This window comes from Streptomyces sp. NBC_00005 (assembly GCF_045160215.1).
Lineage (GTDB): Bacteria > Actinomycetota > Actinomycetes > Streptomycetales > Streptomycetaceae > Streptomyces.
Window position 1 is genome coordinate 9,893,495 of record NZ_CP108316.1, and the last position, 24,457, is coordinate 9,917,951.

26 protein-coding genes are annotated in these 24,457 nt (G+C 69.6%); 14 read left to right on the forward strand and 12 right to left on the reverse strand.

Annotated features, from left to right (window positions below; all coding sequences use genetic code 11):
- Position 1: 1 nt before the first annotated feature.
- From OG303_RS45135 to OG303_RS45170, 8 genes are all read right to left on the reverse strand, one after another.
- Positions 2-691 carry a haloacid dehalogenase type II gene (locus OG303_RS45135; protein ID WP_405875834.1) on the reverse strand — a complete coding sequence of 230 codons (690 nt, stop codon included), beginning with the start codon at positions 689-691 and terminating at the stop codon, positions 2-4.
- 189 nt (positions 692-880) lie between these two features.
- Positions 881-1,279, reverse strand: coding sequence for a MarR family winged helix-turn-helix transcriptional regulator (locus OG303_RS45140; RefSeq protein WP_405875835.1), 399 nt, complete (start codon positions 1,277-1,279; stop codon positions 881-883).
- A 79-nt stretch (positions 1,280-1,358) separates the two neighbouring features.
- Positions 1,359-1,709 carry a VOC family protein gene (locus tag OG303_RS45145; protein WP_405875837.1) on the reverse strand — a complete coding sequence of 117 codons (351 nt, stop codon included), beginning with the start codon at positions 1,707-1,709 and terminating at the stop codon, positions 1,359-1,361.
- A 105-nt stretch (positions 1,710-1,814) separates the two neighbouring features.
- Entirely contained in the window at positions 1,815-2,558 is a 744-nt protein-coding gene (locus OG303_RS45150) for a methyltransferase domain-containing protein (RefSeq protein WP_405875839.1), read from the reverse strand.
- Between the two features lie 117 nt (positions 2,559-2,675).
- Positions 2,676-3,707, reverse strand: a complete 1,032-nt coding sequence (locus OG303_RS45155; RefSeq protein ID WP_405875840.1) for a LacI family DNA-binding transcriptional regulator — start codon at positions 3,705-3,707, stop codon at positions 2,676-2,678.
- Positions 3,704-4,609 carry a carbohydrate ABC transporter permease gene (locus tag OG303_RS45160; protein ID WP_405875841.1) on the reverse strand — a complete coding sequence of 302 codons (906 nt, stop codon included), beginning with the start codon at positions 4,607-4,609 and terminating at the stop codon, positions 3,704-3,706. Before OG303_RS45160 ends, OG303_RS45155 begins: the two co-directional genes overlap by 4 nt.
- On the reverse strand, positions 4,606-5,532 hold the full coding sequence (locus OG303_RS45165) for a carbohydrate ABC transporter permease (RefSeq protein ID WP_405875842.1): 927 nt from the start codon (positions 5,530-5,532) through the stop codon (positions 4,606-4,608). The genes OG303_RS45160 and OG303_RS45165 overlap by 4 nt, the downstream gene beginning before the upstream one ends.
- Entirely contained in the window at positions 5,529-6,857 is a 1,329-nt protein-coding gene (locus OG303_RS45170; protein ID WP_405875843.1) for an ABC transporter substrate-binding protein, read from the reverse strand. Before OG303_RS45170 ends, OG303_RS45165 begins: the two co-directional genes overlap by 4 nt.
- A gap of 229 nt (positions 6,858-7,086) precedes the next feature.
- Between OG303_RS45170 and OG303_RS45175 the strand changes: the two genes are divergently transcribed.
- The 3 genes from OG303_RS45175 to OG303_RS45185 all read left to right on the forward strand — a co-directional run bounded on the left by OG303_RS45175 (position 7,087) and on the right by OG303_RS45185 (position 11,267).
- On the forward strand, positions 7,087-9,108 hold the full coding sequence (locus OG303_RS45175; protein ID WP_405875844.1) for a beta-galactosidase: 2,022 nt from the start codon (positions 7,087-7,089) through the stop codon (positions 9,106-9,108).
- Between the two features lie 113 nt (positions 9,109-9,221).
- Positions 9,222-10,781, forward strand: a complete 1,560-nt coding sequence (locus tag OG303_RS45180; protein WP_405875845.1) for a glycosyl hydrolase 53 family protein — start codon at positions 9,222-9,224, stop codon at positions 10,779-10,781.
- 198 nt (positions 10,782-10,979) lie between these two features.
- Entirely contained in the window at positions 10,980-11,267 is a 288-nt protein-coding gene (locus tag OG303_RS45185; protein WP_405875846.1) for an ArsR family transcriptional regulator, read from the forward strand.
- Between the two features lie 60 nt (positions 11,268-11,327).
- Here OG303_RS45185 and OG303_RS45190 read toward each other — a convergent pair whose 3' ends face one another.
- Positions 11,328-11,462, reverse strand: coding sequence for a hypothetical protein (locus tag OG303_RS45190; protein ID WP_405875847.1), 135 nt, complete (start codon positions 11,460-11,462; stop codon positions 11,328-11,330).
- A gap of 14 nt (positions 11,463-11,476) precedes the next feature.
- Positions 11,477-11,848, reverse strand: coding sequence for a dihydrofolate reductase family protein (locus tag OG303_RS45195; RefSeq protein WP_405875848.1), 372 nt, complete (start codon positions 11,846-11,848; stop codon positions 11,477-11,479).
- Positions 11,849-12,009: 161 nt separating this feature from the next.
- Here OG303_RS45195 and OG303_RS45200 point away from each other — a divergent pair, with 161 nt between their 5' ends.
- Positions 12,010-13,224, forward strand: a complete 1,215-nt coding sequence (locus OG303_RS45200; RefSeq protein ID WP_405875849.1) for an RNA-guided endonuclease InsQ/TnpB family protein — start codon at positions 12,010-12,012, stop codon at positions 13,222-13,224.
- A 177-nt stretch (positions 13,225-13,401) separates the two neighbouring features.
- Here OG303_RS45200 and OG303_RS45205 read toward each other — a convergent pair whose 3' ends face one another.
- On the reverse strand, positions 13,402-14,235 hold the full coding sequence (locus tag OG303_RS45205) for a ribonuclease BN (RefSeq protein ID WP_405875850.1): 834 nt from the start codon (positions 14,233-14,235) through the stop codon (positions 13,402-13,404).
- Between the two features lie 155 nt (positions 14,236-14,390).
- Here OG303_RS45205 and OG303_RS45210 point away from each other — a divergent pair, with 155 nt between their 5' ends.
- From OG303_RS45210 to OG303_RS45255, 10 genes are all read left to right on the forward strand, one after another.
- On the forward strand, positions 14,391-15,353 hold the full coding sequence (locus tag OG303_RS45210) for an SMP-30/gluconolactonase/LRE family protein (RefSeq protein WP_405877792.1): 963 nt from the start codon (positions 14,391-14,393) through the stop codon (positions 15,351-15,353).
- Positions 15,354-15,523: 170 nt separating this feature from the next.
- Positions 15,524-15,985 carry a fluoride efflux transporter CrcB gene (gene crcB, locus OG303_RS45215; protein WP_405875851.1) on the forward strand — a complete coding sequence of 154 codons (462 nt, stop codon included), beginning with the start codon at positions 15,524-15,526 and terminating at the stop codon, positions 15,983-15,985.
- A complete protein-coding gene (locus tag OG303_RS45220; RefSeq protein ID WP_405875852.1) occupies positions 15,982-16,362 on the forward strand; it encodes a DUF190 domain-containing protein in 381 nt (126 codons plus the stop codon). The genes crcB (OG303_RS45215) and OG303_RS45220 overlap by 4 nt, the downstream gene beginning before the upstream one ends.
- Positions 16,359-16,736, forward strand: a complete 378-nt coding sequence (crcB, locus tag OG303_RS45225; RefSeq protein ID WP_405875853.1) for a fluoride efflux transporter CrcB — start codon at positions 16,359-16,361, stop codon at positions 16,734-16,736. Before OG303_RS45220 ends, crcB (OG303_RS45225) begins: the two co-directional genes overlap by 4 nt.
- 69 nt (positions 16,737-16,805) lie before the next feature.
- Positions 16,806-17,642, forward strand: a complete 837-nt coding sequence (locus OG303_RS45230) for an undecaprenyl-diphosphate phosphatase (RefSeq protein WP_405875854.1) — start codon at positions 16,806-16,808, stop codon at positions 17,640-17,642.
- Between the two features lie 172 nt (positions 17,643-17,814).
- A complete protein-coding gene (locus OG303_RS45235) occupies positions 17,815-18,492 on the forward strand; it encodes a FadR/GntR family transcriptional regulator (protein ID WP_405877794.1) in 678 nt (225 codons plus the stop codon).
- Positions 18,489-19,943, forward strand: coding sequence for an amino acid permease (locus OG303_RS45240; RefSeq protein ID WP_405875855.1), 1,455 nt, complete (start codon positions 18,489-18,491; stop codon positions 19,941-19,943). The genes OG303_RS45235 and OG303_RS45240 overlap by 4 nt, the downstream gene beginning before the upstream one ends.
- Before the next feature lie 31 nt (positions 19,944-19,974).
- Positions 19,975-20,991: an asparaginase gene (locus OG303_RS45245; RefSeq protein ID WP_405875856.1), complete on the forward strand. Its 1,017-nt coding sequence runs from the start codon at positions 19,975-19,977 to the stop codon at positions 20,989-20,991.
- 146 nt (positions 20,992-21,137) lie between these two features.
- On the forward strand, positions 21,138-22,550 hold the full coding sequence (gene aspA / locus OG303_RS45250) for an aspartate ammonia-lyase (RefSeq protein WP_405875857.1): 1,413 nt from the start codon (positions 21,138-21,140) through the stop codon (positions 22,548-22,550).
- A 36-nt stretch (positions 22,551-22,586) separates the two neighbouring features.
- A complete protein-coding gene (locus OG303_RS45255; protein ID WP_405875858.1) occupies positions 22,587-23,528 on the forward strand; it encodes a glutaminase in 942 nt (313 codons plus the stop codon).
- 78 nt (positions 23,529-23,606) lie between these two features.
- On the opposite strand, the gene OG303_RS45260 is transcribed toward OG303_RS45255, so the two are convergent.
- Positions 23,607-24,377: an alpha/beta fold hydrolase gene (locus tag OG303_RS45260; RefSeq protein WP_405875859.1), complete on the reverse strand. Its 771-nt coding sequence runs from the start codon at positions 24,375-24,377 to the stop codon at positions 23,607-23,609.
- Positions 24,378-24,457: the final 80 nt, after the last annotated feature.

The window sequence follows — 24,457 nt, forward strand, 5'->3', positions numbered from 1 at the left end:
CTCAGCCCTTGTCGAGTTGGTCGGCCAGGTCGGCCAGGTCGTCGGCGTACAGGTCGAACCGGTCCGAAGAGCCGGGCGGGTCGCCGACCGGGCGGGCGACGTAGGCGGTGCGCAGGCCGAGGCGCTGGGCTCCCCGCAGGTCCCAGGCGTGGGCGGCGACCATCAGCAGCCGCTCCGGCGGTCGTCCGGAGACGGCGACGGCCAGCTGGTAGACCGCGGGCTCGGGCTTGTAGGTCCGGGCGTCCTCGGCGGACACGGCCTGATGCCAGCGCAGCCCGGCATGGGCGTTGAGGCCCAGCAGTGCGGTCCGGCTCGCGTTGGAGAGTCCGATCAGCGGGAACCGTTCGGAGAGCCGGGCGAGCCCTGCCACGGTGTCGGGCCACGGCGGCAGTCGGCGGGCCGACAGCGCCAATGCCTCAATGGCGGCCGGGTCGTCGACTCCGGCCGCGTCGGCGACGACCCGGGCGGCTTCCAGGTCCAGGACGTCGCTGGGGAGGTACGGCCGGTCGCCGTCGAGGATGCGACGTTGCTCCCGCTCGATGTGCTGCTGCCACTGCGCCAGAAGCTCCTCGGTGCCGGGTTCGTCGAGCGACGGGGCGAGTGCGCGAATGCCGGCGCGGATACCGGCGGGTTCGTCGACGAGCGTGCCGAGCACGTCGAACACGAGGGCGTCGATCTCCAGCTGTGACATCGGCGAGTTCTCCCGGGCGAGGCAGGGGCGTGAAAGCTGCTCTTGCCCGAACGTGTCCGGAGCCACCCTGAATTCCCGACCCGCGTACGAGAACTGCGTACGAGAACCGTGCACGACAACCGCGCACACCGCCGCGGTCTGCAGTGAGCGACCTGCCGTGAGCGGCCTGTCGTGAGCGGTCGGCCGGGCCTACTCGGCCCCGTCACCCAGCAGCCGGACCAGTACCTCGCGCTGCAGCGGCAGTGCCTCGGCGTGCAGGTCGCGACCCTTGGCGGTCAGGGCGACCCACACGCCGCGCCGGTCCTCGATGCAGACGGACCGCTCCACCAGGCCGTCCTTTTCCAGCCGGCCGATGAGCCGGGACAGCGCGCTCTGGCTGAGATGGACCCGTCCCACGAGGTTCTGCACCCGGCAGTGGTCACCGTCGCGGGGCGCCTCGGACGCGAGGATGTCGAGCACCTCGAAGTCGCTCGCGCCCAGGCCGTGCGGGTGCAGGGCCCGGTCGATCTCGCACATCGTGCGCGCGTGCAGCGAGAGGATGTCCCGCCACTTCTCCTCGAGCCGGGCGTCGGCCGTCTTCGCTCCCATACCCGCACGGTAACACCGAATCGGCCATTCGTTGAGTGTGCAATCAATGCGGGTGCATACAGCTCGGCTCGGGTGGTCGTCAGGCGGACGGGTCCTGGAGCAGCCCGACCAGATTGCCGTCCGCGTCCTTGAGCGAGGCGATCAGCCTGCCGTTGCCGACGTCCTGGACGTCCTGGAGCACCTCCGCACCCGCGTCGACCAGCGCGGCGAGCCGCCCCCGGATGTCGTCGACGTGCCAGTACGGCACCGGGCCGGTCAGGCCCTTCGCGTGTCCGTTGGGGTCGAGGCCGATGTCCTGCCCGGCGTCCTTGAAGCCGACGTAGTACGGGCCGTCCGCGTACGGTTCCACCTCCAGCAGGGCGCTGAACAGGGCCTTCGCGCGGGCGATGTCCTTGACGGGGTAGATGATCGTCTTGAGACCGGCGGTCATGGTGTGCTCCTCGGCAGCGGGTGAACCAACGGATTTCGTCGGTGGTTTCACGCTAGGACGGAGGAGCGGGTCATGGCTTCTTCGATCCTGACCGGTTCCGCGCGATCAGACTTCCGCCACCAGCAGCCGGTAGCCGACGTCGAGAGCGTCGCGGGCGAGCAGGTCCGCGTGGGCGGTGTGCCATCGACCGGTCGCGAGGTCTTCGGCGAGCCGTGCCAGACCGGGCGCGAGAGCCTCTTCGCCGGTCTGGGCGAGCATCGAGATGCCCGCGCGCACCTGCGGGTCGAGATAGGCGTGGGGGCGGCACCAGAACGCGGCGCCGAACCCGTCCGAGCAGTCGTGCGGGATGGGCACGGGCCGCTGGTGGGCTCCGCCGAGCAGGGCGGCCAGCCGGTCGACCGGGATGGCCCGCGTGTCGTCGAAGGCGGCCGCCTGCGGGAGGTAGTCGCGCACCAGCCAGAACCGCTCACGGAAGATCTGCTGGTCCCAGGTCAGAACGACGACGCGGCGGCGCGCGACCCGGCGCAGTTCGGCGACTCCGGCCGCCGGGTCGGTCCAGTGGTGGACGGTCAGCAGTGCCAGCACGGCGTCGGCGGCCTCGTCGCGCAGGGGAAGACGTTCGGCGACCGCGCGCACGACGGGCGCGGAACCGGGCGGACGCTGGTCGACCATGACCTGGCTGGGCTCGACGGCGAGTACGGTGTGCGGCGGCTCGTACGATCCGGTGCCCGCCCCCACGTTGATCACCTCCGCGGCGTCCCCGAGCGCCGCGTGGATCTGCGCACCGATCCGCGGATCCGGTCGCCGGGTCAGGCCGTACGTCGTACCGAGCGTGTCATAGATGGCCATGGCTCTCAGTATGCGCAGCGACCGCCATACCGGGTCGGCCCGCGGGCAGTTGACGGTGACGGGAGGGCGCGCTGCCGGCCGGGTCGCCGGACAGCGCGCCGGGACGGACCCCGGGTCCTACGTCGACTCCCGCTTCACCAACTCCGTCGGCAGAATCACCGCCGCCGGGTCCTCGCCCCCGATCTGCGCCAGCAGCACCCGTACCATCTCGGCGCTGATGCGGTCCCAGGGCTGGCGGATCGTGGTGAGTTCGGGGCGGGCGGCCAGCGCCGCGGGGGAGTCGTCGAAGCCGCCGACCGCGACGTCCTGCGGCACGCGCCGGCCCGCCCGTTCCAGCGCCGTCAGGACGCCCTGTGCCATCAGGTCGGACGCGACGAACACCGCGTCCATGTCCGGGGCTCGCGCGAGCAGTTGCTCGGCGCCCGCCTCACCGCTGGCCCGGCTGTAGTCGCCGGAGACGACGAGCCGGTCGTCGAAGTCGATGCCCGCCTCGGCGAGCACCTCCTTGTAGCCGGCGAGGCGTTCGACGCCGCCCGGGGTGTCCAGCGGGCCGGTGACCACACCGATCCGGCGACGGCCGACCGACAGCAGGTGGCGGACCATGTCCCGCGCCCCGTCCCGGTCGTCCGCAGCCACGTAACTCACCTTCGAGCCCAGCCCGATCGGCTTGCCGCACGCCACCAACGGCACGCCCGCCTCGCGGAGTTGCTCCGCGACGGGGTCCCCGGAGTGACTGGAGACCAGCAGCACCCCGTCGACATGACCGGCGGTGATGTACCGCGTGATGCGCCGCCGCTCGTCGAGCGTGCCCGCCAGCATCAGCAGAAGCGGGATGTCGTGCGCGGCCAGCGCCTGGGTGCAGCCGCTCAGCAGGACGTTGAAGTTCGGGTCCTCGAAGAACCGCTCCTGGGGCTCCGTCAGCAGGAAACCGACCGAGTCCGAACGCCCGGTGATCAGCGAACGGGCGTGCCGGTTCACGACGTAACCCGTCTTGCGGATCGCGGCGTTGACCGCCTCCTGGGCGGACGGGCTGACGTAGTGCCCGCCGTTGAGCACCCGCGAGACGGTTCCGCGCGAGACTCCCGCCTCGCGTGCAACGTCGTGGATCGTCGGCGGTCTGCGTCGGCCCCCCGTGTTGCTCATGGTCATGACTTTACGGCCCCGGAGAGAAGATCGAGACTCCAGAAGCGCTGGATGACCAGGAACAGTGCGACCAGCGGGATCACCGCCAGGAACGCGCCCGTGATCACCAGGGTGTACAGCGCGGGAGTGTTGGAGCCCTGTTCGAGGAGCGTGTACAGACCCAGCGTGATCGGGAACCGCTCGTCGTCGCTGAGCATGATGTACGGCAGCAGGAAGTTGTTCCACACGGCCACGAACTGGAACAGGAAGACCGTGACCATGCCGGGGATCATCATCGGCAGCGCGATCCGGGTGAAGATCCGCCACTCGCCGGCCCCGTCCATCCGCCCGGCCTCCACCACGTCGGTGGGAACGGCGGCCGCCGCGTAGATCCGCGAGAGGTAGACGCCGTACGGGGAGAGGATCTGCGGCAGCAGCACGGACAGGTAGGAGTCCGTGAGGCCCGCCTTCGCCAGCAGGAGGTACTGCGGGACGGCGAGGATCACCGGAGGCATCAGGACGCCCGCGAGCAGGACGTTGAACATCGTCTCGCGGCCCCGGAAGCGGTAGGTCGCGAGCGCGAAGCCGCTGAACGCCGAGACGACGGTCGACAGCAGGGCACCGAGACCGGCGTACAGGGCGGAGTTGCCCATCCACGTCCAGTAGATGCCGCCGCGATAGGCGTTGAGGTCCGTGAGGTTGCCGGTGAAACCGGTGCCCGGCAGGAAGGTGAAGGTCGAGAACAGCTCCCGCCCGGACTTGGTGGACGCGATCACGACCCAGGCCACCGGCAGCAGCGTGTAGATCGCGCCGAACAGCAGCGTGGCGGTCGGCACCAGGGCGATCCGGCGGCGCAGCGGCGGACCCTGGGCGGTACCCGGAGTGGTGCCCGCGGCCGGTGCGGCCTTGCGGACGGCAAGAGAACTCATCGTCCTTCCTCCTGCTTGTTACGGCGGTTCGCGGCCCGCAGGAAACCGAAGGACAGCACCAGGGTGGCCAGCGCGATCAGGGTCGCCTCGGCGGCGGCCGAGTAGATGTCGCCCCGGTGGAAGGCGTCCTCGTACACCTTCATCAGCGGACTCCAGCTCGTGTTCAGGGAGTTGGTGAGCGGCTTGAGGGTGGTCGGCTCGTTGAACACCTGGAGCGTGGCGATGATCGAGAAGAAGAAGGTCAGCACCAGCGAGGGCGCCACCATCGGGATCTTGATCCGGAGCGCCGTCTGCAGCGGGGTGGCGCCGTCCAGCTTCGCCGCCTCGTACACCTCGGCCGGGATCGCCCTGAGCGCCGTGTAGATGACGATCATATTGAAGCCGGTGCCGCCCCAGACCGCGATGTTCGCCAGGGCGAGATACAGCGGTCCACCGTCGAGCAGGTTCGGCTGCGGCAGGCCGAGCTTGTCGAGCACGTAGTAGAAGGGACTGACGTCCGGCAGGTACAGGAAGCCCCACATCAGCGCCGCCACCACGCCGGGGATGGCGTACGGCAGGAAGATCGCGAGCCGGGTGAACGGCGCGAGCCGCACCTTGTCGGAGTCCAGCATCAGCGCGAACAGCAGCGCGAGGCCCAGCATCACCGGGACGACGATGCAGCCGTAGCCGAGCACGCGCAGCGCGCCGTGCAGCAACTCGCTGTCCTGGAAGGCCTCGGTGTAGTTCTCGAAACCGGCCCAGACCTCCTTCCGGGCGCCCGATCCCAGGCCGAGGCCGGAGACGTGGACCTTGCGGAAGCTGAGCCAGACCGCGTAGCCGATGGGCAGCGCGAAGAACAACGCGAAGAGGATCGTGGCGGGGAGGAGGAAGACGTACGGGGCCCTCTTGACCCCGTACGACCTCCGGGTGGCGGTGCTGGTCACTGAGAAACCCCGAAGCCCTGCTTCTTCAGGTCGGCGACGGTGTCGTCCTGCATCTTGTTCAGGGCGGCGCCGAAGTCCGACTTGTTCTTGACGGCGGTGCCGAACGCGTCGTTGAAGGTCGCGTAGGCGACGTTCACGTTCGGGCCCCAGGCGGACGGCGCGGTGGTCTTCGCGATGTCGGCGGCCTTGGTGTAGAAGTCCGGCTGGTTGGAGAAGAACGCCGGCGGGTTGGCGAAGGCGCCGCTGGTCTGGGCGTTCGTGGCGGCCGGGTAGATGCCGCCCTCCTTCGCCAGCGCGTTGAGGGCGTCGCCGTCCGTGTTCAGCCAGGCGGCGAACTTCGCGGCCGCCTCCTGGTGCTTGGAGTCCGTGGTGACGGCGGTGGAGGAGCCGCCCCAGCTGCCGGTGAGGTTGTCGCCCGAGGACCACTGGGGGAGCGGGGCCATGGCCCACTTGTCCTTGGTGTCCGGTGCGGCCGTGGCGAGCGTGCCCGGCGCCCACACGGCGCTGACCCAGGCGATCTCCTGGCCCGTGTTGAGCGCCTTGTTCCAAGCAGGCTGGTACATCGGCTGGTTGTCGATGGCGCCTTCCTTGACCAGCCCGCCCCAGAACTTGGCGACCTTCTGGGTGGCCGCGTCGTTGATGCCGACCTTCCACTTGTCGCCGGAGGCCGTCCACCACTTGGCGCCGGCCTGCTGGGCGAGGCCCGCGAACAGACCGGAGTCGTTGGCGGAGAATGTGGTGAGGTCCTTGTCCGGGGCCTTCTTCTTCAGCGCGCGAGCGGTCTCGGCGAACTGCTCCCAGGTCTTCGGGACGGTCAGGCCGTACTTCTTGAACAGGTCCTGGCGGTAGTAGAACATCATCGGCCCGATGTCCTGCGGCACCGCGTACACCGAGTCCGTGCCCAGCGTGGTCTGCTGCCAGACGACGTCGGTGAACTTGCTCTTCGCGTCGCCGACGTCCTTCGATATGTCGGCGAGGGCGTCATTGCTGACCAGCGTCGGCAGCGCCTGGTACTCGGCCTGCACCAGGTCGGGCGCCTGCTTCGCCTTGTGCGCGGTGAGGATCTTGGTGACCAGCGAGTCGCCGGACGCCTGCTTCTTCACGGTGACCGTGATCTGGTCCTTCTTGCCCGGACCCTTGTTCCACAGGTCCACGACCTTGTCCATGCCGGGCGTCCAGGTCCAGTACGTCAGCGAGACCGGACCGGACTCGGCCTTGCTGTCGTCGGACGAGCCGCAAGCGGCGAGGGCGGTGGCGCCGAGGACGACGGCGACGGTGGATGCCGTACCTCTGAAAAAGAGTCGCCTGCGCTGCGTGTTGGGCATGGATCTCTCCCCTGACCTGGGTCCCCGCCTCTTGCGGAAACCTGCCATGCGAATCACATGAGCCGGGCCCTCGCCCGTCGCGAAGGCCTGCGATGCTCTCTGTGAGCGTTCACAGTAGAGAAACATCCCGGACACTTGTCAATGGTTGTTGCTGTGCGGTTATGTTGGGCTCGCACCGCCGATGATGTCTGTGCACGTTCCCAAATGATCGATAAAACGGGAGAGATCCATGCCGGAGACCAGCCCCAGGGGCCTCACCAGGCTCGCCTTCGGTGGGGACTACAACCCCGAGCAGTGGCCGGAAAGCGTCTGGCACGAGGACGTCCGGCTGATGCGCGAGGCCGGCGTCACCATGGTGAGCGTCGGGATCTTCTCCTGGGCGCTCCTGGAACCCTCACCCGGGACCTACGACTTCGGCTGGCTCGACCGTCTGCTCGACCTGCTGCACGAGCACGGCATACGCGTGGACCTGGGCACGCCCACCGTGTGCCCGCCGGTCTGGTTCTACCGGGCCCACCCCGAGGCGCTGCCGGTGACCCCCGAGGGCGTGCGCCACGAGTTCGGCTCGCGGGCCGCCATCTGTCACAGCAACGCCGACTACCGCGCGGCCGCCGCGGGCATCACCACCCGGCTCGCCGAGCGCTACGGCGACCACCCGGCCCTCGCGATGTGGCACGTGCACAACGAGTACGGCGTCCCCGTCTCGGCCTGCTACTGCGACTCCTGCGCCGCCCACTTCCGCCGCTGGCTCGCGGCGGCGTACGGGAGCGTCGACGCCGTCAACGAGGCCTGGGGCACGGCTTTCTGGGGCCAGCGCTACACGGACTTCGAGCAGATCAACCCGCCGCGCGCCACCCCCACGGCCGTCAACCCGGCCCAGGCGCTGGACTACAAGCGCTTCGCCGACGCCACCATGCGCGAGAACTTCGTCATGGAGCGCGACATCCTGCACCGCCTCTCGCCCGGCCTCCCGGTCACGACGAACTTCATGACCGCCCTCAGTCAGTGCGACTCCGTCGACTACTGGGCCTGGGGCCGCGAGGTCGACCTCGTCACCAACGACCACTACCTGATCACCGACGGCCGCCGCACCCACGTCAACCTCGCGATGGCCGCCGACCTCACCCGCTCCGTCGCGGGCGGCGCCCCCTGGCTGCTGCTCGAGCACTCCACCTCGGGCGTCAACTGGCAGCCCCGCAACCCCGCCAAGGCCCCCGGCCAGATGGCCCGCAACTCCCTCGGCCATGTGGCCCGCGGCTCCGAGGGAGCCCTGTTCTTCCAGTGGCGACAGTCGAGGCGCGGCGCCGAGAAGTTCCACTCGGCGATGCTCCCGCACGGCGGTACGGAGACCCGCGTGTGGCGCGAGGTCGTCGAACTGGGCGCCAGTCTCGACTCGTTGAGCCGGATTCGCGGCACGCGCACCCGGGCCGACGTCGCCGTCCTGTGGGACTGGCACTCCTGGTGGGCGCAGAACCTCCAGTGGCGCCCCAGCGAGGACCACGACCCGCGCGAGCGCGCCGACGCCTTCTACGAGGCCCTCTACGACCGCCACCTCACCGTCGACTTCGCCCACCCGGAAGCCGACTTGTCGGCCTATCCCCTGGTCGTCGTGCCCGCGCTCTATCTGATGACGGAGACGGCCGGCAACAACCTCAAGGAGTACGTCGAGAACGGCGGCACCCTCGTCGTGTCGTACTTCTCCGGCATCGTCGACGAGCACGACGCCGTCCACGAGGGCGGCTACCCGGGAGCCCTGCGGGACGTGCTCGGCCTCACGGTCGAGGAGTTCTCGCCGCTGCTGCAGGGCCAGTCGGTGCGCGTCAGCGGCCCGGACGGGTCCGAGCTGAGCGGCGACGTGTGGACGGAGTTCGTCGTCCCGCGCGGCGCCGAGACCGTGTGGACGTACGCCGACGGCCTGACCGCGGGCCATCCGGCCGTCACCCGCCACCGCCTCGGCGAGGGCACCGCCTGGTACGTCTCCACCCGGCTCGCGGCCGAGGGTCTAGACGCCCTGCTGGGCTGGGCCATCGAGGACGCGGGCGTCGCCCCGCGCGCCGACCTGCCCCGCGATGTCGAAGTGGTGCACCGCACCGGCGAGTCGGGCGACTACCTCTTCGCCATCAACCACACCGCGTCGGACGCCAAGGTGCCGCTGGAGGCGCACGGCACCGAACTGCTGACCGGCGAACGCGCCGCGGGCCGCCTCGCCCTCCCCGCCGGAGCCGTCCGGGTCGTACGACTCGACGGCTGAGCCGACTCCCCTCCGTCCGCGTGTGCCACGAGAGCCGCGGGCGGAGGGGCTCTTCCTCCGGCCCCCCGGAGAAGTACCCCATCCCCATCACGTCGAAGGGACGACGGACGACGATGTTCCATCCCAGACGCACGCTCAGGGCCCTGCTGCTGCCGCTCGTGGCCGGGCTCGCCCTGGTCGCCCTGCCCGCCCAGAGCGCGCAGGCGGCGAGCACGCTCACCAACGGCGGCTTCGAGTCGGACGGCGCCGGATCGGCCGCCCCGGCCGGCTGGTCGGAGTACGGCGACACCGGGGCCTCGTACACCGAGTCCGGTGGCCACAGCGGGAGTTACCGCCTGTCCCAGTACTCGTCCTCCGCCTACAAGGTGGAGACGTACCAGTACCTGTCCGGGCTGACCAACGGCAAGTACACGCTCACCGCCTGGATCCGCTCCAGCGGCGGCCAGAACTCCGCCTACATGTCCCTGAAGAACTGCGGCAGTTCGGAACAGCGCACCGACCTGCCGGTGTCCACCAGCAGCTGGGTCCGCATCGTCACGTCGATCAACGTGACGAACAACCAGTGCACGGTCGGCATCAACAGTGACGCGAACGCGGGCAACTGGATCAATGTCGACGACCTGACCTTCGCGTCCGGCTCAACGGGTCTGTCCGTCAAGGGTGCTGACATCTCGTCACTCGCCAAGAGCGAGGCCCTCGGCGGCGTCTACAAGACCAGCTCCGGCACCACCGGCGACGCCGTCACCATCCTCAAGAACGCCGGCATGAACTACGCGCGCCTGAAGGTCTGGGTGAACCCGGCCGACGGCTACAACAACAAAACGCATGTGCTGGCGGTGGCCAAGCGCGTCAAGGCGGCCGGCATGAAGCTGCTCGTCGACTTCCACTACTCGGACACCTGGGCCGACCCGGGCAAGCAGACCAAGCCGACCGCCTGGGCCTCGCACTCGTACAGTCAGCTGAAGACGGACGTCTACAACCACACCTACGACGTGCTCAACGCGCTGAAGGCCCAGGGCACCACCGCCGACATGGTCCAGGTCGGCAACGAGATCAACGGTGGCATGCTGTGGTCCGAGGGTTCCACGGACAACTGGTCGCAGCTCGCCGGACTGATCAACTCCGGCTACAGCGCGGTGAAGGCGGTCTCCTCCGGCACGCAGGTCGCGCTGCACCTCGCCAACGCGGGTGACGACGCCACCATCCGCTGGTGGTTCGACAACGCCAAGACGTACGGCATCAACTACGACGTGATCGGCCTGTCGTACTACGGCTACTGGCACGGCTCGCTCGCCGCCGCGCAGACCACCCTCGACGACGTGGCCTCCCGCTACGGCAAGCCGGTGTTCATCGCCGAGACCGCCTACCCGTTCACCCTCGCCCAGGACGACTCGCTGGAGAACCAGATCGACACCACCGGCGAACTGGTCACCGGCTACCCGGCCACCGCCGCCGGCCAGCTGGCCTGGATGAACGCGGTCGCCAACATCGTCGAGGCCGTCCCGAACGGCCGTGGCCTCGGCGTCTTCTACTGGGAGGCGACCTGGACCGCGGTCACCGGCAACGGCTGGGACCCGGCCGACTCCGCCTCCGGCAACGGCTGGGAGAACCAGGCCCTGTTCGGCTACGACGACAAGGCACTCCCGGCGATGGCGTGGTTCAGCCACCGCTGAACCACGAGGTGAGGGCCCGGCCGTGGAGGGGGCGGCCGGGCCCTCACCCGTGTTCGTGGAGGTGGGCCCGGACTGCCCTGTGCCGGATGGGCCGTACGTTCCCGGACAAGGGTGGTCGAAAGCCGTACGCGATGGGGCGGACTGCGGAAGAGTGTGAAGACGCGGTAAAGCGGTGGTCCGTCCGGAGAGGGGGACGAGATGTTGAGGACTTCCGTCAGCGAGAGGCGTCTGGACATCCTGGAGTGGCTGAAGGATCCGGCCGCGCACTTCCCGCCGCAGCAGCACGGCGACCTCGTCGAGGACGGCGTGACCTCGGACGCCGTCGCCGCCAAGCTCGGCGTGGACCGTGCGGTCGCCTGCACCCACCTCGACCTGCTCGCGAGCATCGGCGTGCTGCAGACCCGCAGGATCCGGTGGCGCACCTACTACCGGCGCGACGAGATGCGCATCGCCGAGGTCGCGCGCATGTTCGAGAAGGGCTGGTGAGCTGCGACAAGGCCTGGTGAGCGTCGACGCCCGCAGCCGGCGCATCCCGACCCGGAGCCCTCAAGCCAACCGATAGCGCAGGTCCACGGCCTGTGCGGGGTGGCCGTCGTGGATCCGGGCCCACCGGACCGGCTCGATACCGGGGCAGTCGAACAGCCGCACTCCGGAGCCGAGCATGACCGGCGCCAGATGCACACGGAACTCGTCGATCAGACCGCGCTCGACGCACTGCCGGGCGACGTCCTGGCCGTGGATCTCGAGGTCCTTGCCCTCCGCGCGGCCAGCCCGATCTCGACCGCCTCGGCCACATCGCAGTGGAGGAAGGTCACACCGGGATCCGGGATCGCGTCCTCGGGATGGTGCGTCAGCACGAACACCGGGCCACGCCACGCCCCGCCGTAGGGCTGTCTGCCCGCCTGGCCGGGATGCCGGTCGGCGACCGCGTCGTACCCACGACGACCACCCAGCACGGCACCCAGGCCGGCGATCGCCTCCTGGTGGACGCCCGGGCCGACCTCCACCCCGGACATCCAGTCCATCGAATGGTCGGGACCGGCCGCGAACCCGTCCAACGACATCATCGGGGCCTTCCTTCGTGGATACCCCGGCCTTCAGGCCGGGGAGGGAACGAAGCTCCTGCGGAGCGGGGCAGGAAAAGCCGGTTCGCCGCCAGGGCGGACCGGTGTCCGCCGTCCACCGGCCGACACCTGCCACTCACACGGAACTTGGTAGAGTGTGAGGCATGACGCAGCAGGTCAAGCGGGCGTTCAAGTACCGCTTTTACCCCACGGACGAGCAGGCAGCCGAGCTGTCCCGCACGTTCGGCTGCGTCCGCCTCGTCTACAACAAGGCGCTGGAAGAGCGCACACGGGCCTGGTACGGCGAGCAGCGGCGCATCTCCTACGTGCAGTCCTCCGCCGCGCTCACGGAGTGGAAGAAGACCGGGGAACTGGCCTTCCTGACGGAGGTGTCCTCCGTCCCGCTCCAGCAGGCGCTGCGCCACCTCCAGACGGCGTTCGGGAACTTCTTCGCCAAGCGCGCGAAGTATCCGCGCTACAAGAGCCGGAAGAAGTCCCGCGCGTCGGCCGAGTACACCCGCAGCGCCTTCACGTGGCGCGACGGGCAGCTGACTCTGGCCAAGATGGCCGGCCCCCTGGACATCCGCTGGTCGCGTCCGCTGCCCGAGGGCACGGAGCCGACCACGGCGACCGTGTCCCGCGACGCGGCGGGACGCTGGTTCGTGTCCCTGCTGTGCGAGGACACCATCGCCCCGGCCCCGGCCCCGGCCACGGATGCGGCGGTCGGTATCGACGCGGGCATCACGTCCCTTGTGACGCTGTCCACCGGCGAGAAGGTCGCCAACCCGCGCCATGAGCGCAAGGACCGGGCTCGCCTGGCCAAGGCACAGCGGGAGTTGTCCCGCAAGGCGAAGGGCTCGGCGAACCGGGAGAAGGCCCGACGCCGTGTCGCCGAGGTCCACGCGCAGATCGCCGACCGGCGCCGCGACTTCCTCCACAAGCTGTCGACTCGTCTCGTCCGTGAGAACCAAACGGTCGTGATCGAGGACCTCACCGTCCGCAACCTGCTGAAGAACGGCACGCTCGCCCGCGCAATCAGTGACGCGGCCTGGACGGATCTCCGCATGATGCTGGAGTACAAGTGCGCCTGGTACGGGCGCGAACTCGTCGTGATCGACCGCTGGTTCCCCAGCTCGAAGCTGTGCGGAACCTGCGGCACGGTCGCGGCGAGGATGCCGCTGAACGTCCGCGAGTGGACATGTGACTGCGGCGCCGTGCACGACCGCGACGTGAACGCGGCACGCAACATCCTGGCGGCCGGGCTGGCCGCGTCTGCCTGTGGAGACGGTGTAAGACCTCAACGGGAGTCCTCCCGGACGGGGCGGTCGTCGGTGAAGCAGGAACCCCAGCGGGTGACCGCTGGAATCCCCCGCCTTTAGGCGGGGGAGGAAGTCAACAAATGCCACCGCACCTTGCCCATCGGACTCTCCATTCGTCTCTGCCTGCTCGAATGGACCGCCCGGCGCGCCGAAACTCATCGGTGAGCGACCGAACCGAACCCCACCAGGAACCAGTCAGGCGTGGCGCAGACCCGGTGGACGTACCTGGTCACCGCACTAGGAACGCATGGCCGACGGCCCCTGCCCGCGGTCCGTCGGCTCCGGCGCCGTCTCGTCCGGCGGCTCGTCGAGGTGCCCCAGCCACTCGCACACGAGCCGGCCCACCAGCGCACCGCCATAGACGACGAACCCCACGCCGACGAGCCAGGACTCCACCACCAGGACCGTGCCGACAGGGCCGTAACTGATCGCGTTGGTGACCAGGAGCGGGGTGAACACCAGGTACGAGAAGCCGCGCAGGCCGACCAGACCCGCCATCGTGGCGAGCGCACCGGGCAGCAGATAGCGCCAGGGCACCTGATGGTTGAGCAGGAAGTGCGGTCCCCACCAGAAGAACAGCACGCCGACACCCACGCTGAGCAGGATGCGGGGCGGGCCCTCCAGCACGTTCCGGGTCTGCACCTGGGCGTACAGGTACCCCATCAGCATGATCAGCCAGAGCGCGTGCCGCCAGATCCGGTGCCACGGAGCGGCGGCCGTCTTCCAGATCCGCTCGTAGCCGTTCTGCACGCTCGACGCGAAGGACATGCCGAACAGCGCGAGCAACGCCACACTCAGCGCGCTGGTGGTGCTGATCACCGCGCGGGTCGGGCCGAAGACATGGGCGAGCGCGTCGGCGGACCGGCCGGTCAGGGCCATGCCGTCCACCAGCCACAGCGCGAACCCGCCGTGCCCCAGCGGATCCGCCGCCGCGACCAGGATCAGCAGCGGCGCCAGCGTGACCAGGGAGAGCGTCGCGAACCCCATGGCCCGGTGCATCAACTCCAGCTCCGTGCCGCGCCGGTGCAGCTCGGCGAGCCCCAGTCGGTGCCACGAGCCCGACCGTGACATGGGGACCACCCCTTCCTCCGGCCCGGAGCTACCGGTGGTGGTGTCCTGAGTGGCCAGGAACGCGTCCCGGTAAACCTGATCGGGTGACGCGGCACCCGGCGGGCATCCCTACACATGCCAGCATGAACCGTCCCGACCTCGACGAGGAGGTTTTCATGGACCGTCCCAGTGAACTCGTCCCGCTCCGGTACGTCGCCATCGGCGGCCGAGGCCCCGAGGACGTCGTCGCCGACGCCCACGGCCGTGTACTGACCGGAGTGGAGGACGGCCGCATCCTGCGCATCGACGGACTGAACGGCCCGTCGGCCGCCCGCGTGGAGGTGCTCGCCGAAACGGGAGGCCGACCGCTCGGTCTCGAACTCCTCCCGGACGACGCCCTGTTGGTGTGCGACGCCGAACTCGGACTGCTGCGCGTCGACCTGCGCGAGGGCATCGTCCGCATCCTCGCCGACTCGGTGGCGGGGGAGAGGCTGCGGTTCTGCAGCAACGTGGTCGCCCTCGCCGACGGAAGCGTATGCTTCACCGTCTCCAGCCGCCGCTACCCCTTGGACCAGTGGATCGGCGACCTCGTCGAACACACCGGAACGGGCCGCCTGCTGCGCCTGGCCCCCGGCAGCGAGAACCCCGAAGTCCTGCTGGAGGGGCTGCAGTTCGCCAACGGCCTCGCCCTGAGCGCCGACGAGTCCTTCCTGGTCGTCGCCGAGACCGGCGCCTGCAGACTGACCCGCTACTGGCTCACCGGCGACCGGGCCGGACACGGCGAACCCTTCGTCGAGAACCTCCCGGGCATGCCCGACAACCTCTGGCGCGGCGCACCGGACGGCCCGATCTGGGTGTCCCTGGCCGGCCCCCGCGTCCCCCCGCTCGACCTGCTGCACCGCACCGCCCCCGCCGTCCGGCGCGCGGCGGCCCGCCTCGTCGTCCGCGCCCCCTTCCGCCCCACCGGCACCATCGGCGCCCTCGCGGTCGACGATCAGGGCGCGATTGTCCACCACCTCGCCCGCCGCCACTCCGGCTACCGCATGGTGACCAGCGTCTGCGAGGCCGGCGGCCGGCTGGTCCTGGGCAGCCTGTGGGAGCGGGGCGTCGCGGTGTGCGAGCCGCCGGTCCCGAAATGACCCCGGTCCGGCCCGGGCGCTACCCTGTTGGTCGGCCGCGAGTACGCCTCGCGGCGCGGCGGTGGGGCCCGCCGTACCCGAACCGCGGCAGTGCTGCCGCCAACGGTCCCTACTTGCGAAGGAGCGGCGCCCGCATGCCCCGGGCCCCGGCGAGTAGGAGACGTACGACCATGACAGCCCCGGAAGCCGAGAGCGTCCGCGCTCGCCCCCGTCCCTCACGGCGGCCCGCCTGGCGCGCCCAGGCCCCCGTCGTCGCGGTGGTCGCGCTCGGCGGAGCCCTCGGCGCCACCGCCCGCTACGCGCTCTCCCTGTGGTGGCCCACCCAGACCGGCTCATTCCCGTGGGCGACCTTCTGGACGAACGTCGTCGGATGCGCCGTGATCGGCGTGTTCATGGTCGTCATCACCGACGTGTGGGCCGCCCACCGCCTCGTCCGCCCCTTCTTCGGCACCGGCGTGCTCGGCGGCTTCACCACCTTCTCCACCTACGCCGTCGACATCCAGAAGCTCGTCGACGCCGGCCACCCGCGCACCGGGCTGGCCTACCTCGCCGCGACCCTGCTCGCGGCCCTCACGGCGGTGTGGCTCGCGGTGACCGCGACCCGCCGCGTCCTGAAGTGGAGGCAGCCATGACGAGGCTGACCGGCAGCGCCCTGCGGGTGACCGTCTTCATCGGCGAGAACGACACCTGGCACCACAAGCCCCTCTACTCCGAGATCGTGCACCGCGCACACGCGGCGGGCCTCGCGGGCGCCAGCGTGTTCCGCGGCATCGAGGGCTTCGGCGCCTCCTCCATGATCCACACCTCGAGGCTGCTGTCCCTGAGCGAGGACCTGCCCGTCGCGATCGTCGTGGTCGACACCGAGGAGCGCGTCCGCGCCTTCCTCCCCGAGCTCGACGAACTCGTCGGCGAGGGCCTCGTCATCCTCGACGACTGCGAGGTCATCCGGTACGTCGGCCGCGACGAGAGCCCCGGCAAAACGGACATGAAGGGTAAGAAGTCGTTGTGAACTGGCTGTTGGTCGTCGCGGGCGCCGTGGTCGGCGCCCCGCTGCGCTACCTCACCGACCGCGCGGTGCAGTCGCGACACGACTCGGTCTTCCCCTGGGGCACCTTCGCGGTGAACGTCGCCGGCTGCCTGATCCTCGGCCTGCTGACCGGCGCCGTGGCAGAGGGGGTCGCGAGTTCCCACCTCCAACTGCTCGTCGGCACCGGCCTGTGCGGGGCCCTGACGACGTACTCGACCTTCTCGTACGAGACCCTGCGACTGACCGAGACCGGGGCGGGGCTCTACGCTGCCGCCAACGTCGTCGGGAGTGTGGCGGCGGGCCTCGGCGCGGCGTTTGCCGGGGTGTCGCTGGCCCAGGCCGTGTGGGGTGGGTGAGCGGCTCCTTTCCCGCGCGTAGTAAGACTGTCTACAGCACTGTCGACCAACTCCTCAGAACTGGATCCCATGAGCGTCATTAACGTCGGTCAGGCCGTCGTCCTCGGAGCCGTCGAGGGGGTGACCGAGTTCCTCCCGGTCTCCTCCACCGGTCATCTGAAGATCACCGAGGGGCTGATGGGCATCCCCGTGGACAACGACGCCGTCGTCGGGTTCTCGGCCGTCATCCAGGTCGGTGCGATCGCCGCCGTGCTCGTGTACTTCTTCAAGGACATCGTGCGGATCGTCTCCGCCTGGGGCCGTGGCCTGGCCAACAAGGAGGAGCGCTACCACCACGACTACAAGTTCGCCTGGTGGGTGATCTACGCGACCATTCCGATCGTGATCGTGGGCCTGGCGGCCAAGCCGCTCATCGAGGGCCCGCTCGCCTCGCTCTGGGTGGTCGCCGCCTCGCTGATCGTCGGCAGTGGCGTGATGTGGGCGGCGGACCAGATGGGTCGGCACAAGCGCGGTGAGGACGACACCACGTTCAAGGACGCGATGCTGGTCGGCAGCTCCCAGATCCTCGCCCTGCTCTTCCCCGGCTTCTCCCGCTCCGGCGCCACCATGTCGACGGCCCTGATCCTCGACCTGGACCGCGTCGCCGCCACCCGCCTGTCCTTCTTCCTCGGCATTCCGGCCCTGACCGGCGCCGGTCTGTACGAGCTCAAGGACGCCCTGGGCACGGGGGTGGGTGCCGCGCCGCTCGCCGTCGGCACGATCGTCTCCTTCGTCGTCGCCTACGGCTCCATCGCCTGGCTGTTGAAGTTCGTCGCCAAGCACTCCTTCAACGCCTTTGTCGTCTACCGGCTCATCGTCGGCGTGCTGCTGCTGGGCCTGCTCAGCATGGGCGCCCTCAGCAGCTGAGCGGCGTCCGGCCGGTCGTCCCGGGGCGTGGGGTCCGTGTTTTCGGGCTTCACGCCCCATCAATTTCACTTCTGACATCTCTTGACAGTTCCCGCTCGTCACCCGGAGGATCGCTTCCGTGAACCTGTCAGACAGCCAGACAGCCAGTCAGGGCCCGCGGCGCATCAGCGCCATGGAAGCGGTGCTCGGACATCTGCGTGCCGCCATCGAGCACGGTGAGTACGCCGTGGGGGACAAGCTGCCCTCCGAGGCGGAGCTCTGCCGCACCCTCGAGGTGAGCCGGCCCGTGCTGCGCGAGGCGCTCAGGGCCCTGCAGACGATGGGCCTGACCGTCTCCAAGACGGGCAAGGGCACCTTCGTCGTCGCCAACACGGTGGAGGACCCCACCTTCGGCGACTACGCGGCCAGCGACCTCCTGGAGGTGCGCCGCCACGTGGAGATCCCGGTGGCGGGCTACGCGGCCGTGCGTCGCACCCCCGAGGACCTCGACCACCTGGCGCACCTGCTGGAGCGCATGGAGGGGGAGACCGACACCACCTCGTGGGTCGCCCTCGACACGCTGTTCCACCTGGCCGTCGCCCAGTCCGCCCAGAACCCGGTCTTCCGCCGGGTCATCGAGGAGATCCGGGACGCCCTGGCGCGTCAGTCGGCCTTCCTCAACGAACTGGGCGGACGCCGCGAGCAGTCCAACCGCGAGCACCGGGCGATCGTCGAGGCCCTGATGGACGGTTCCGAACTCGACGCCGTGGAGGCCATGGCCCACCACCTGGACCGCGTCGAGACGACCCTCACCGACATCGTGCGCTCCGCGCGCACGGACATCCCCACGGAAGGCGGACCCGAGGCGTGAGCGAGCAACACCTCAAAGACGAGACGCGCACACCGGCCGCACATGTCGACGCAGGCGACGCCGGCTACAGCAAGTCGCTGAAGTCCCGGCACGTCAACATGATCGCCATCGGCGGCGCGATCGGCACCGGCCTGTTCCTCGGCGCCGGCGGCCGGCTCGCCGACGCCGGCCCGTCCCTGTTCATCGCCTACGCGGTCTGCGGCGTCTTCGCCTTCCTCGTCGTGCGCGCCCTCGGCGAACTCGTCCTGTACCGGCCCTCGTCCGGCGCCTTCGTGTCGTACGCCCGGGAGTTCCTGGGCGAGAAGGGCGCGTACGTCGCGGGCTGGATGTACTTCCTGAACTGGGCCACCACCGGGATCGCCGACATCACCGCCGTGGCCGTCTACACGCACTACTGGAGCATGTTCTCCGACATCCCGCAGTGGGTGATCGCGCTCATCGCGCTCGCAGTGGTCCTCACCGTGAACCTCATCTCGGTGAAGATGTTCGGCGAGCTGGAGTTCTGGTTCGCCATCATCAAGGTGGGCGCGCTCGTGGCGTTCATGCTGATCGGCATCTTCCTGCTCGTCACCCAGCACCCGATCGAGGGTCACCACCCCGGCCCGGCCCTGATCACCGACAACGGCGGCGTCTTCCCCAACGGACTGCTGCCCATGCTGCTGATCATCCAGGGCGTCGTCTTCGCCTACGCCTCCGTCGAACTGGTCGGCGTCGCCGCCGGCGAGACCGAGAACCCCGAGAAGATCATGCCGAAGGCGATCAACTCGATCATGTGGCGCGTCGGCCTCTTCTACGTCGGCTCGGTCGTCCTGCTCTCGATGCTGCTGCCCTGGAACAAGTACACCGCCGGCGAGAGCCCCTTCGTCACCGTGCTGTCCAACATCGGCATCCCGGCGGCGGGCGGCGTGATGAACCTGGTCGTCCTCACCGCGGCCATGTCCTCGCTCAACTCCGGCCTCTACTCCACCGGCCGCATCCTGCGCTCCATGGCGATGTCCGGCTCCGCCCCCAGGTTCACCTCGGTCATGAGCCGCAGCCAGGTCCCCTACGGCGGCATCCTGCTCACCAGCGGCATGTGCGTGCTCGGCGTCGGCCTCAACTACGTGGTCCCCGCCGACGCGTTCGAGATCGTGCTGAACTTCGCCGCGATCGGCATCCTGTCCACCTGGGGCATGATCATGATCTGTCACCTGCTCTTCTGGCAGAAGACCCAGAACGGCGAGCTGACCCGCCCGAGCTACCGACTGCCGGGCTCCCCCTGGACCGAACTCGTGACGCTGGCCTTCCTCGCCGCCGTCCTGGTCCTCATGTACGCCGACGGAGGCGCCGGCCGCACCACCGTGCTGTGCCTGCCGCTGATCGTCGGAGCCCTGGTCGGCGGATGGTTCGGCATCCGCGGCCGGGTCGCACGCAAGTCCACCGAGGCCACATCGACCGGAGCCGATGCGTGACCCACGCACCGCTCCTTGACAAGAGGCAGTGATGTACAGCAGTTACGTCGCGGACCCACCCCTGATCCGCGAGCCCCTCCACGCCCCCGTCGCCCACCTGATACGCGGCGGGGTCGTCGAGGGCATCCACTACGGTTCCGTCGTCGTCCTCGACGCCGACGGACAGGTCCAGCTCCAGATCGGCGACATCGAGGTCGCCTTCTACCCCCGGTCGGCTCTCAAGCCGGTCCAGGCCGTCGCCATGGTCCGGGCCGGGCTCCCGCTCGACGGCGAGCTTCTCTCGCTCACCGCGGCCAGCCACTCCGGCGAGGAACGCCACCTCGCCGGCACCCGGCGCATCCTCGAACTCGCCGGGCTCACCGAGGACCACCTGCGCAACGTGACCGACATGCCGTTCGACCCGGTCGTCCGGGACGAGTGGATCCGCGCGGGACGTCCGCCCTCCCGGCTCGCCCAGAACTGCTCCGGCAAGCACGCGGCGATGCTCTACACCTGCAAGCTCAACGGCTGGTCCGTGGACGACTACCTGGATCCGAAGCACCCCCTTCAGCAGGCGATCGCCGAGATCGTCGAGGACCTCACCGGGCAGCGCATCGCCCAGGTGACCGTCGACGGCTGCGGGGCTCCTCTGTTCTCCGTGTCCCTGCACGGCCTCGCCCGTGCCGCCGCCCGTATCACCACGGCTCCCACCGGTACTCCGGAGGCGCGTGTCGCCGACGCGATGCGTGAGCATGCGGAGATGGCCTCCGGCGCCGGCCGGGACGTGGCCGCGCTGATGCGGGCCGTGCCGGGGCTCCTTGCCAAGGACGGGTTCGAGGGAGTGCAGGTCGCTGCGCTGCCCGACGGTCGGGCTGTTGCCGTGAAGATCGCGGACGGGGCGAATCGGGCGCGTGTTCCGGTCGCCGCGGCTGCGCTGGTGCGGGCGGGCGTGGACCCGGCGGTGCTCGCCGAGTTCGCGGGAGAGCCGCTGCTCGGTGGAGGCGAGCCGGTGGGGTGTGTGCGAGCGGTACGTGCGCTCGACCCGGTTCCTCTGACGGCTTGCGCCTAGTAGTCCGTGCGGCCATGCCGTTCGACGACTGCGGGCCCTGTGTGGCCGGTCGCGCAGTTCCCCGCGCCCCCGTGGGGCGCTCACCCTCGCCCCTGTGACATTCGGGGCGTCCGATTTCACCCCTCAGAAAGAGGACCCGCACCCTCATGACCACCGCCGCCACCCGCAGCGAACACGATCTGCTCGGAGACCGGGACGTTCCCGCCGACGCGTACTGGGGTGTCCACACCCTGCGCGCCACGGAGAACTTCCCGATCACGGGCACCCCGATCTCCGCCTACCCGCATCTGATCGACGCCCTCGCCGCCGTCAAGGAGGCCGCTGCCCTCGCCAACGAGGAACTCGGTCTGCTGGAGCCCAGGAAGGCCGCCGCCATCGTCGAGGCCTGCCGTGAGATACGCGACGGCAAGCTGCACGACCAGTTCGTCGTGGACGTCATCCAGGGCGGCGCCGGTACCTCGACCAACATGAACGCCAACGAGGTCGTCGCCAACCGGGCGTTGGAGCTGCTGGGGTTCGAGAAGGGCCAGTACCAGCACCTGCACCCCAACGAGGACGTCAACCTCGGCCAGTCGACCAACGACGTCTACCCGACCGCGGTCAAGGTGGCGACGGTCTTCGCCGTACGGGGACTGCTCAAGGCGATGCACGTCCTGCAGGACGCCTTCGCCGGCAAGGCTGTCGAGTTCCGCAACGTGCTCAAGATGGGCCGTACACAGTTGCAGGACGCCGTACCGATGACGCTCGGTCAAGAGTTCTCCGCGTATGCCGTCATGATCGACGAGGACCGCAACCGTCTTGACGAGGCTGTCGAGTTGATCCACGAGATCAACCTGGGCGCCACCGCGATCGGCACCGGGCTCAACGCCCCCGCCGGGTACGCCGAGTCGGCCCGCCGCCATCTCGCCGAGATCACCGGGCTGCCGCTCGTCACCGCCGCCAACCTGGTCGAAGCCACCCAGGACTGCGGCGCGTTCGTCCAGATGTCCGGTGTGCTCAAGCGGATCGCCGTCAAGCTCTCCAAGAGCTGCAACGACCTGCGGCTGCTGTCCTCCGGGCCGCGCGCGGGCCTCGGCGAGATCAACCTGCCGCCGGTGCAGGCCGGTTCGAGCATCATGCCCGGCAAGGTCAACCCGGTGATCCCCGAGGTCGTCAACCAGGTCGCCTTCGAGGTGATCGGCAACGACGTCACCATCACCATGGCAGCCGAGGCCGGACAGCTCCAGCTCAACGCCTTCGAGCCGATCATCCTGCACTCCCTGTCGGAGAGCATCACGCACCTGCAGAGCGCCTGCCTGACGCTGGCCGAGCGGTGCGTCGACGGCATCACCGCCAACACCGAGGCGCTGCGCGCGAGCGTCGAGAACTCCATCGGCCTGGTGACCGCCCTCAACCCGCACATCGGGTACACGGCCGCCACCGACATCGCGAAGGAAGCCCTCGCCACCGGCCGGGGCGTCGCCGAACTGGTCCTGGAGAAGGGCCTGTTGCCCGCGGAGAGGCTGGCCGACCTGCTGCGGCCCGAGGTCGTCGCCGGCAGCGGTTCCGTCATCCCCTGATCCACGGCCGCGCGCCAGGACCGACCCGGAGGCACAATGGCGATCATGGCAGATTCCCCTTCGAGCCTGACCTTCGAACCGGTCCTGGAGCGCATCGCCGAGGAGATCGGGCGGACCCCCGGCCGCGGCCGGCCCGCCGACTACATCCCGGCGCTGGCGGCCTGCGACCCACGCAGCTTCGGCATGGCGGTCGCGGAGCTCGACGGAACGGTGTACGGCGTCGGGGACTGGCGCGAGCCGTTCTCGACGCAGTCGCTCACCAAGGTCTTCACCCTCGCCCTCGACCTGGCCCGCGAGGGCGACGAACTCTGGGAGCACGTGGGCCGCGAGCCTTCGGGCAACCCCTTCAACTCCCTCATCCAGTTGGAGTATGAGAACGGCATCCCGCGCAACCCGTTCATCAACGCGGGCGCCCTCGTCGTCACCGACCGTCTCCAGACCCGTACCGGAGACGCGGCGGGCGAACTGCTGACCTTCCTGCGCACCGAGAGCGGCAACCCGGCCCTGGACTTCGACAAGGACATCGCCGCCTCCGAGTCCGCGCACGGCGACCGCAACGCCGCCCTCGCCCATTTCATGGCGTCGTACGGAAACATCGACAACCCGATCCCGGTGCTCCTTGACCAGTACTTCCGGCAGTGCTCCGTCACCGCGTCCTGCGCCGACCTCGCCCTCGCCACCGGCTTCCTGGCTCGCCACGGCATCCGCGCCGACGACAGCCGCCTGCTCACCCAGAGCCAGTCCAAGCAGGTCAACGCGGTGATGCTGACCTGCGGGACGTACGACGCGGCGGGCGAATTCGCCTACCGCGTCGGCCTGCCCGGCAAGAGCGGCGTCGGCGGCGGCATCATCGCGGTCGTCCCCGGACGCTGCACACTGTGCGTGTGGAGCCCGGGGCTCGACGAGCGGGGCAACTCGGTGGCGGGGGTCGCGGCGCTGGATCGCTTTACGACGCTGACGGGGCTGTCGGTGTTCTGAGTGTCTGTGTTTGTGCTCGGTGCTATGTCACATTCCACTGGTCGGCGGAATGTGACATAGCACTGACCTGACGGACGCTCAGCCCAGGAACTCCGTCAACAGCGGCACCAACACGGACGTGCGCCGCATCAGGTCCACATGCGTGGTGGACGGCAGGACCGCCAGCTGTGCTCCGGGGATCAGCCGCTGCATCTCGGCCGCGTGCTCGACGCGTACGAAGTCCGTGTCGCCGATGACCAGCAGCGTGGGCGCCTGCACGGCGCGCAGGTCGTCGGCCGTCCAGGACAGCGGGGAATGGGCCGTGACCGTGACCTTGGCGAGGAAGTCCTGGAAGTGTTCGGGGTCCGGCGCGACAGCCGCGTAGGCGTCGGCCATCTCCTGGAAGTCTGCCTGGCTGGGCAGCCGGGGGGAGGTGTAGTCCGGCGTACGGGCGTCGTCGTGGTAGCCGTCCTGGTGGTAGTGCGTGGCGGCGAGCACCAGCCGTCCGACGCGCTCCGGGTGCCGTACCGCGACCTCGAGCGCGGTCAGCCCGCCGAGGCTGAAGCCGATGAAGTCGGCCTGCTCGATGCCGAGTTCGTCGAGCAGCGCGACGACGTCCGAGGCGAGGCTCGCCACCGTCATGTCGCGATCGATGTCGGCCGTGTGGCCATGCCCCTGGAATTCGGGCGCCACGACGCGGCGCTCGGCGGCCAGCGCGGGCAGCACGGCCGCGAAGGACAGGCCGACGGTGTGGACCCCGCCGTGCAGCAGCACCAGCGGACGCCCTGTGTCGTCGTCGGGGCCGTGGATCTCGTAGTACATCTCGAGGCCGTTGACCTTGGCATGGGCGGAGCTGTTCGGCACGGTCATCACGTCCGTTCTGTGGCTGTCGAACACGAGGTGGGACCCAAGGCCGCTACAAGGTCGGATACACGGGTCGGATACGTGGC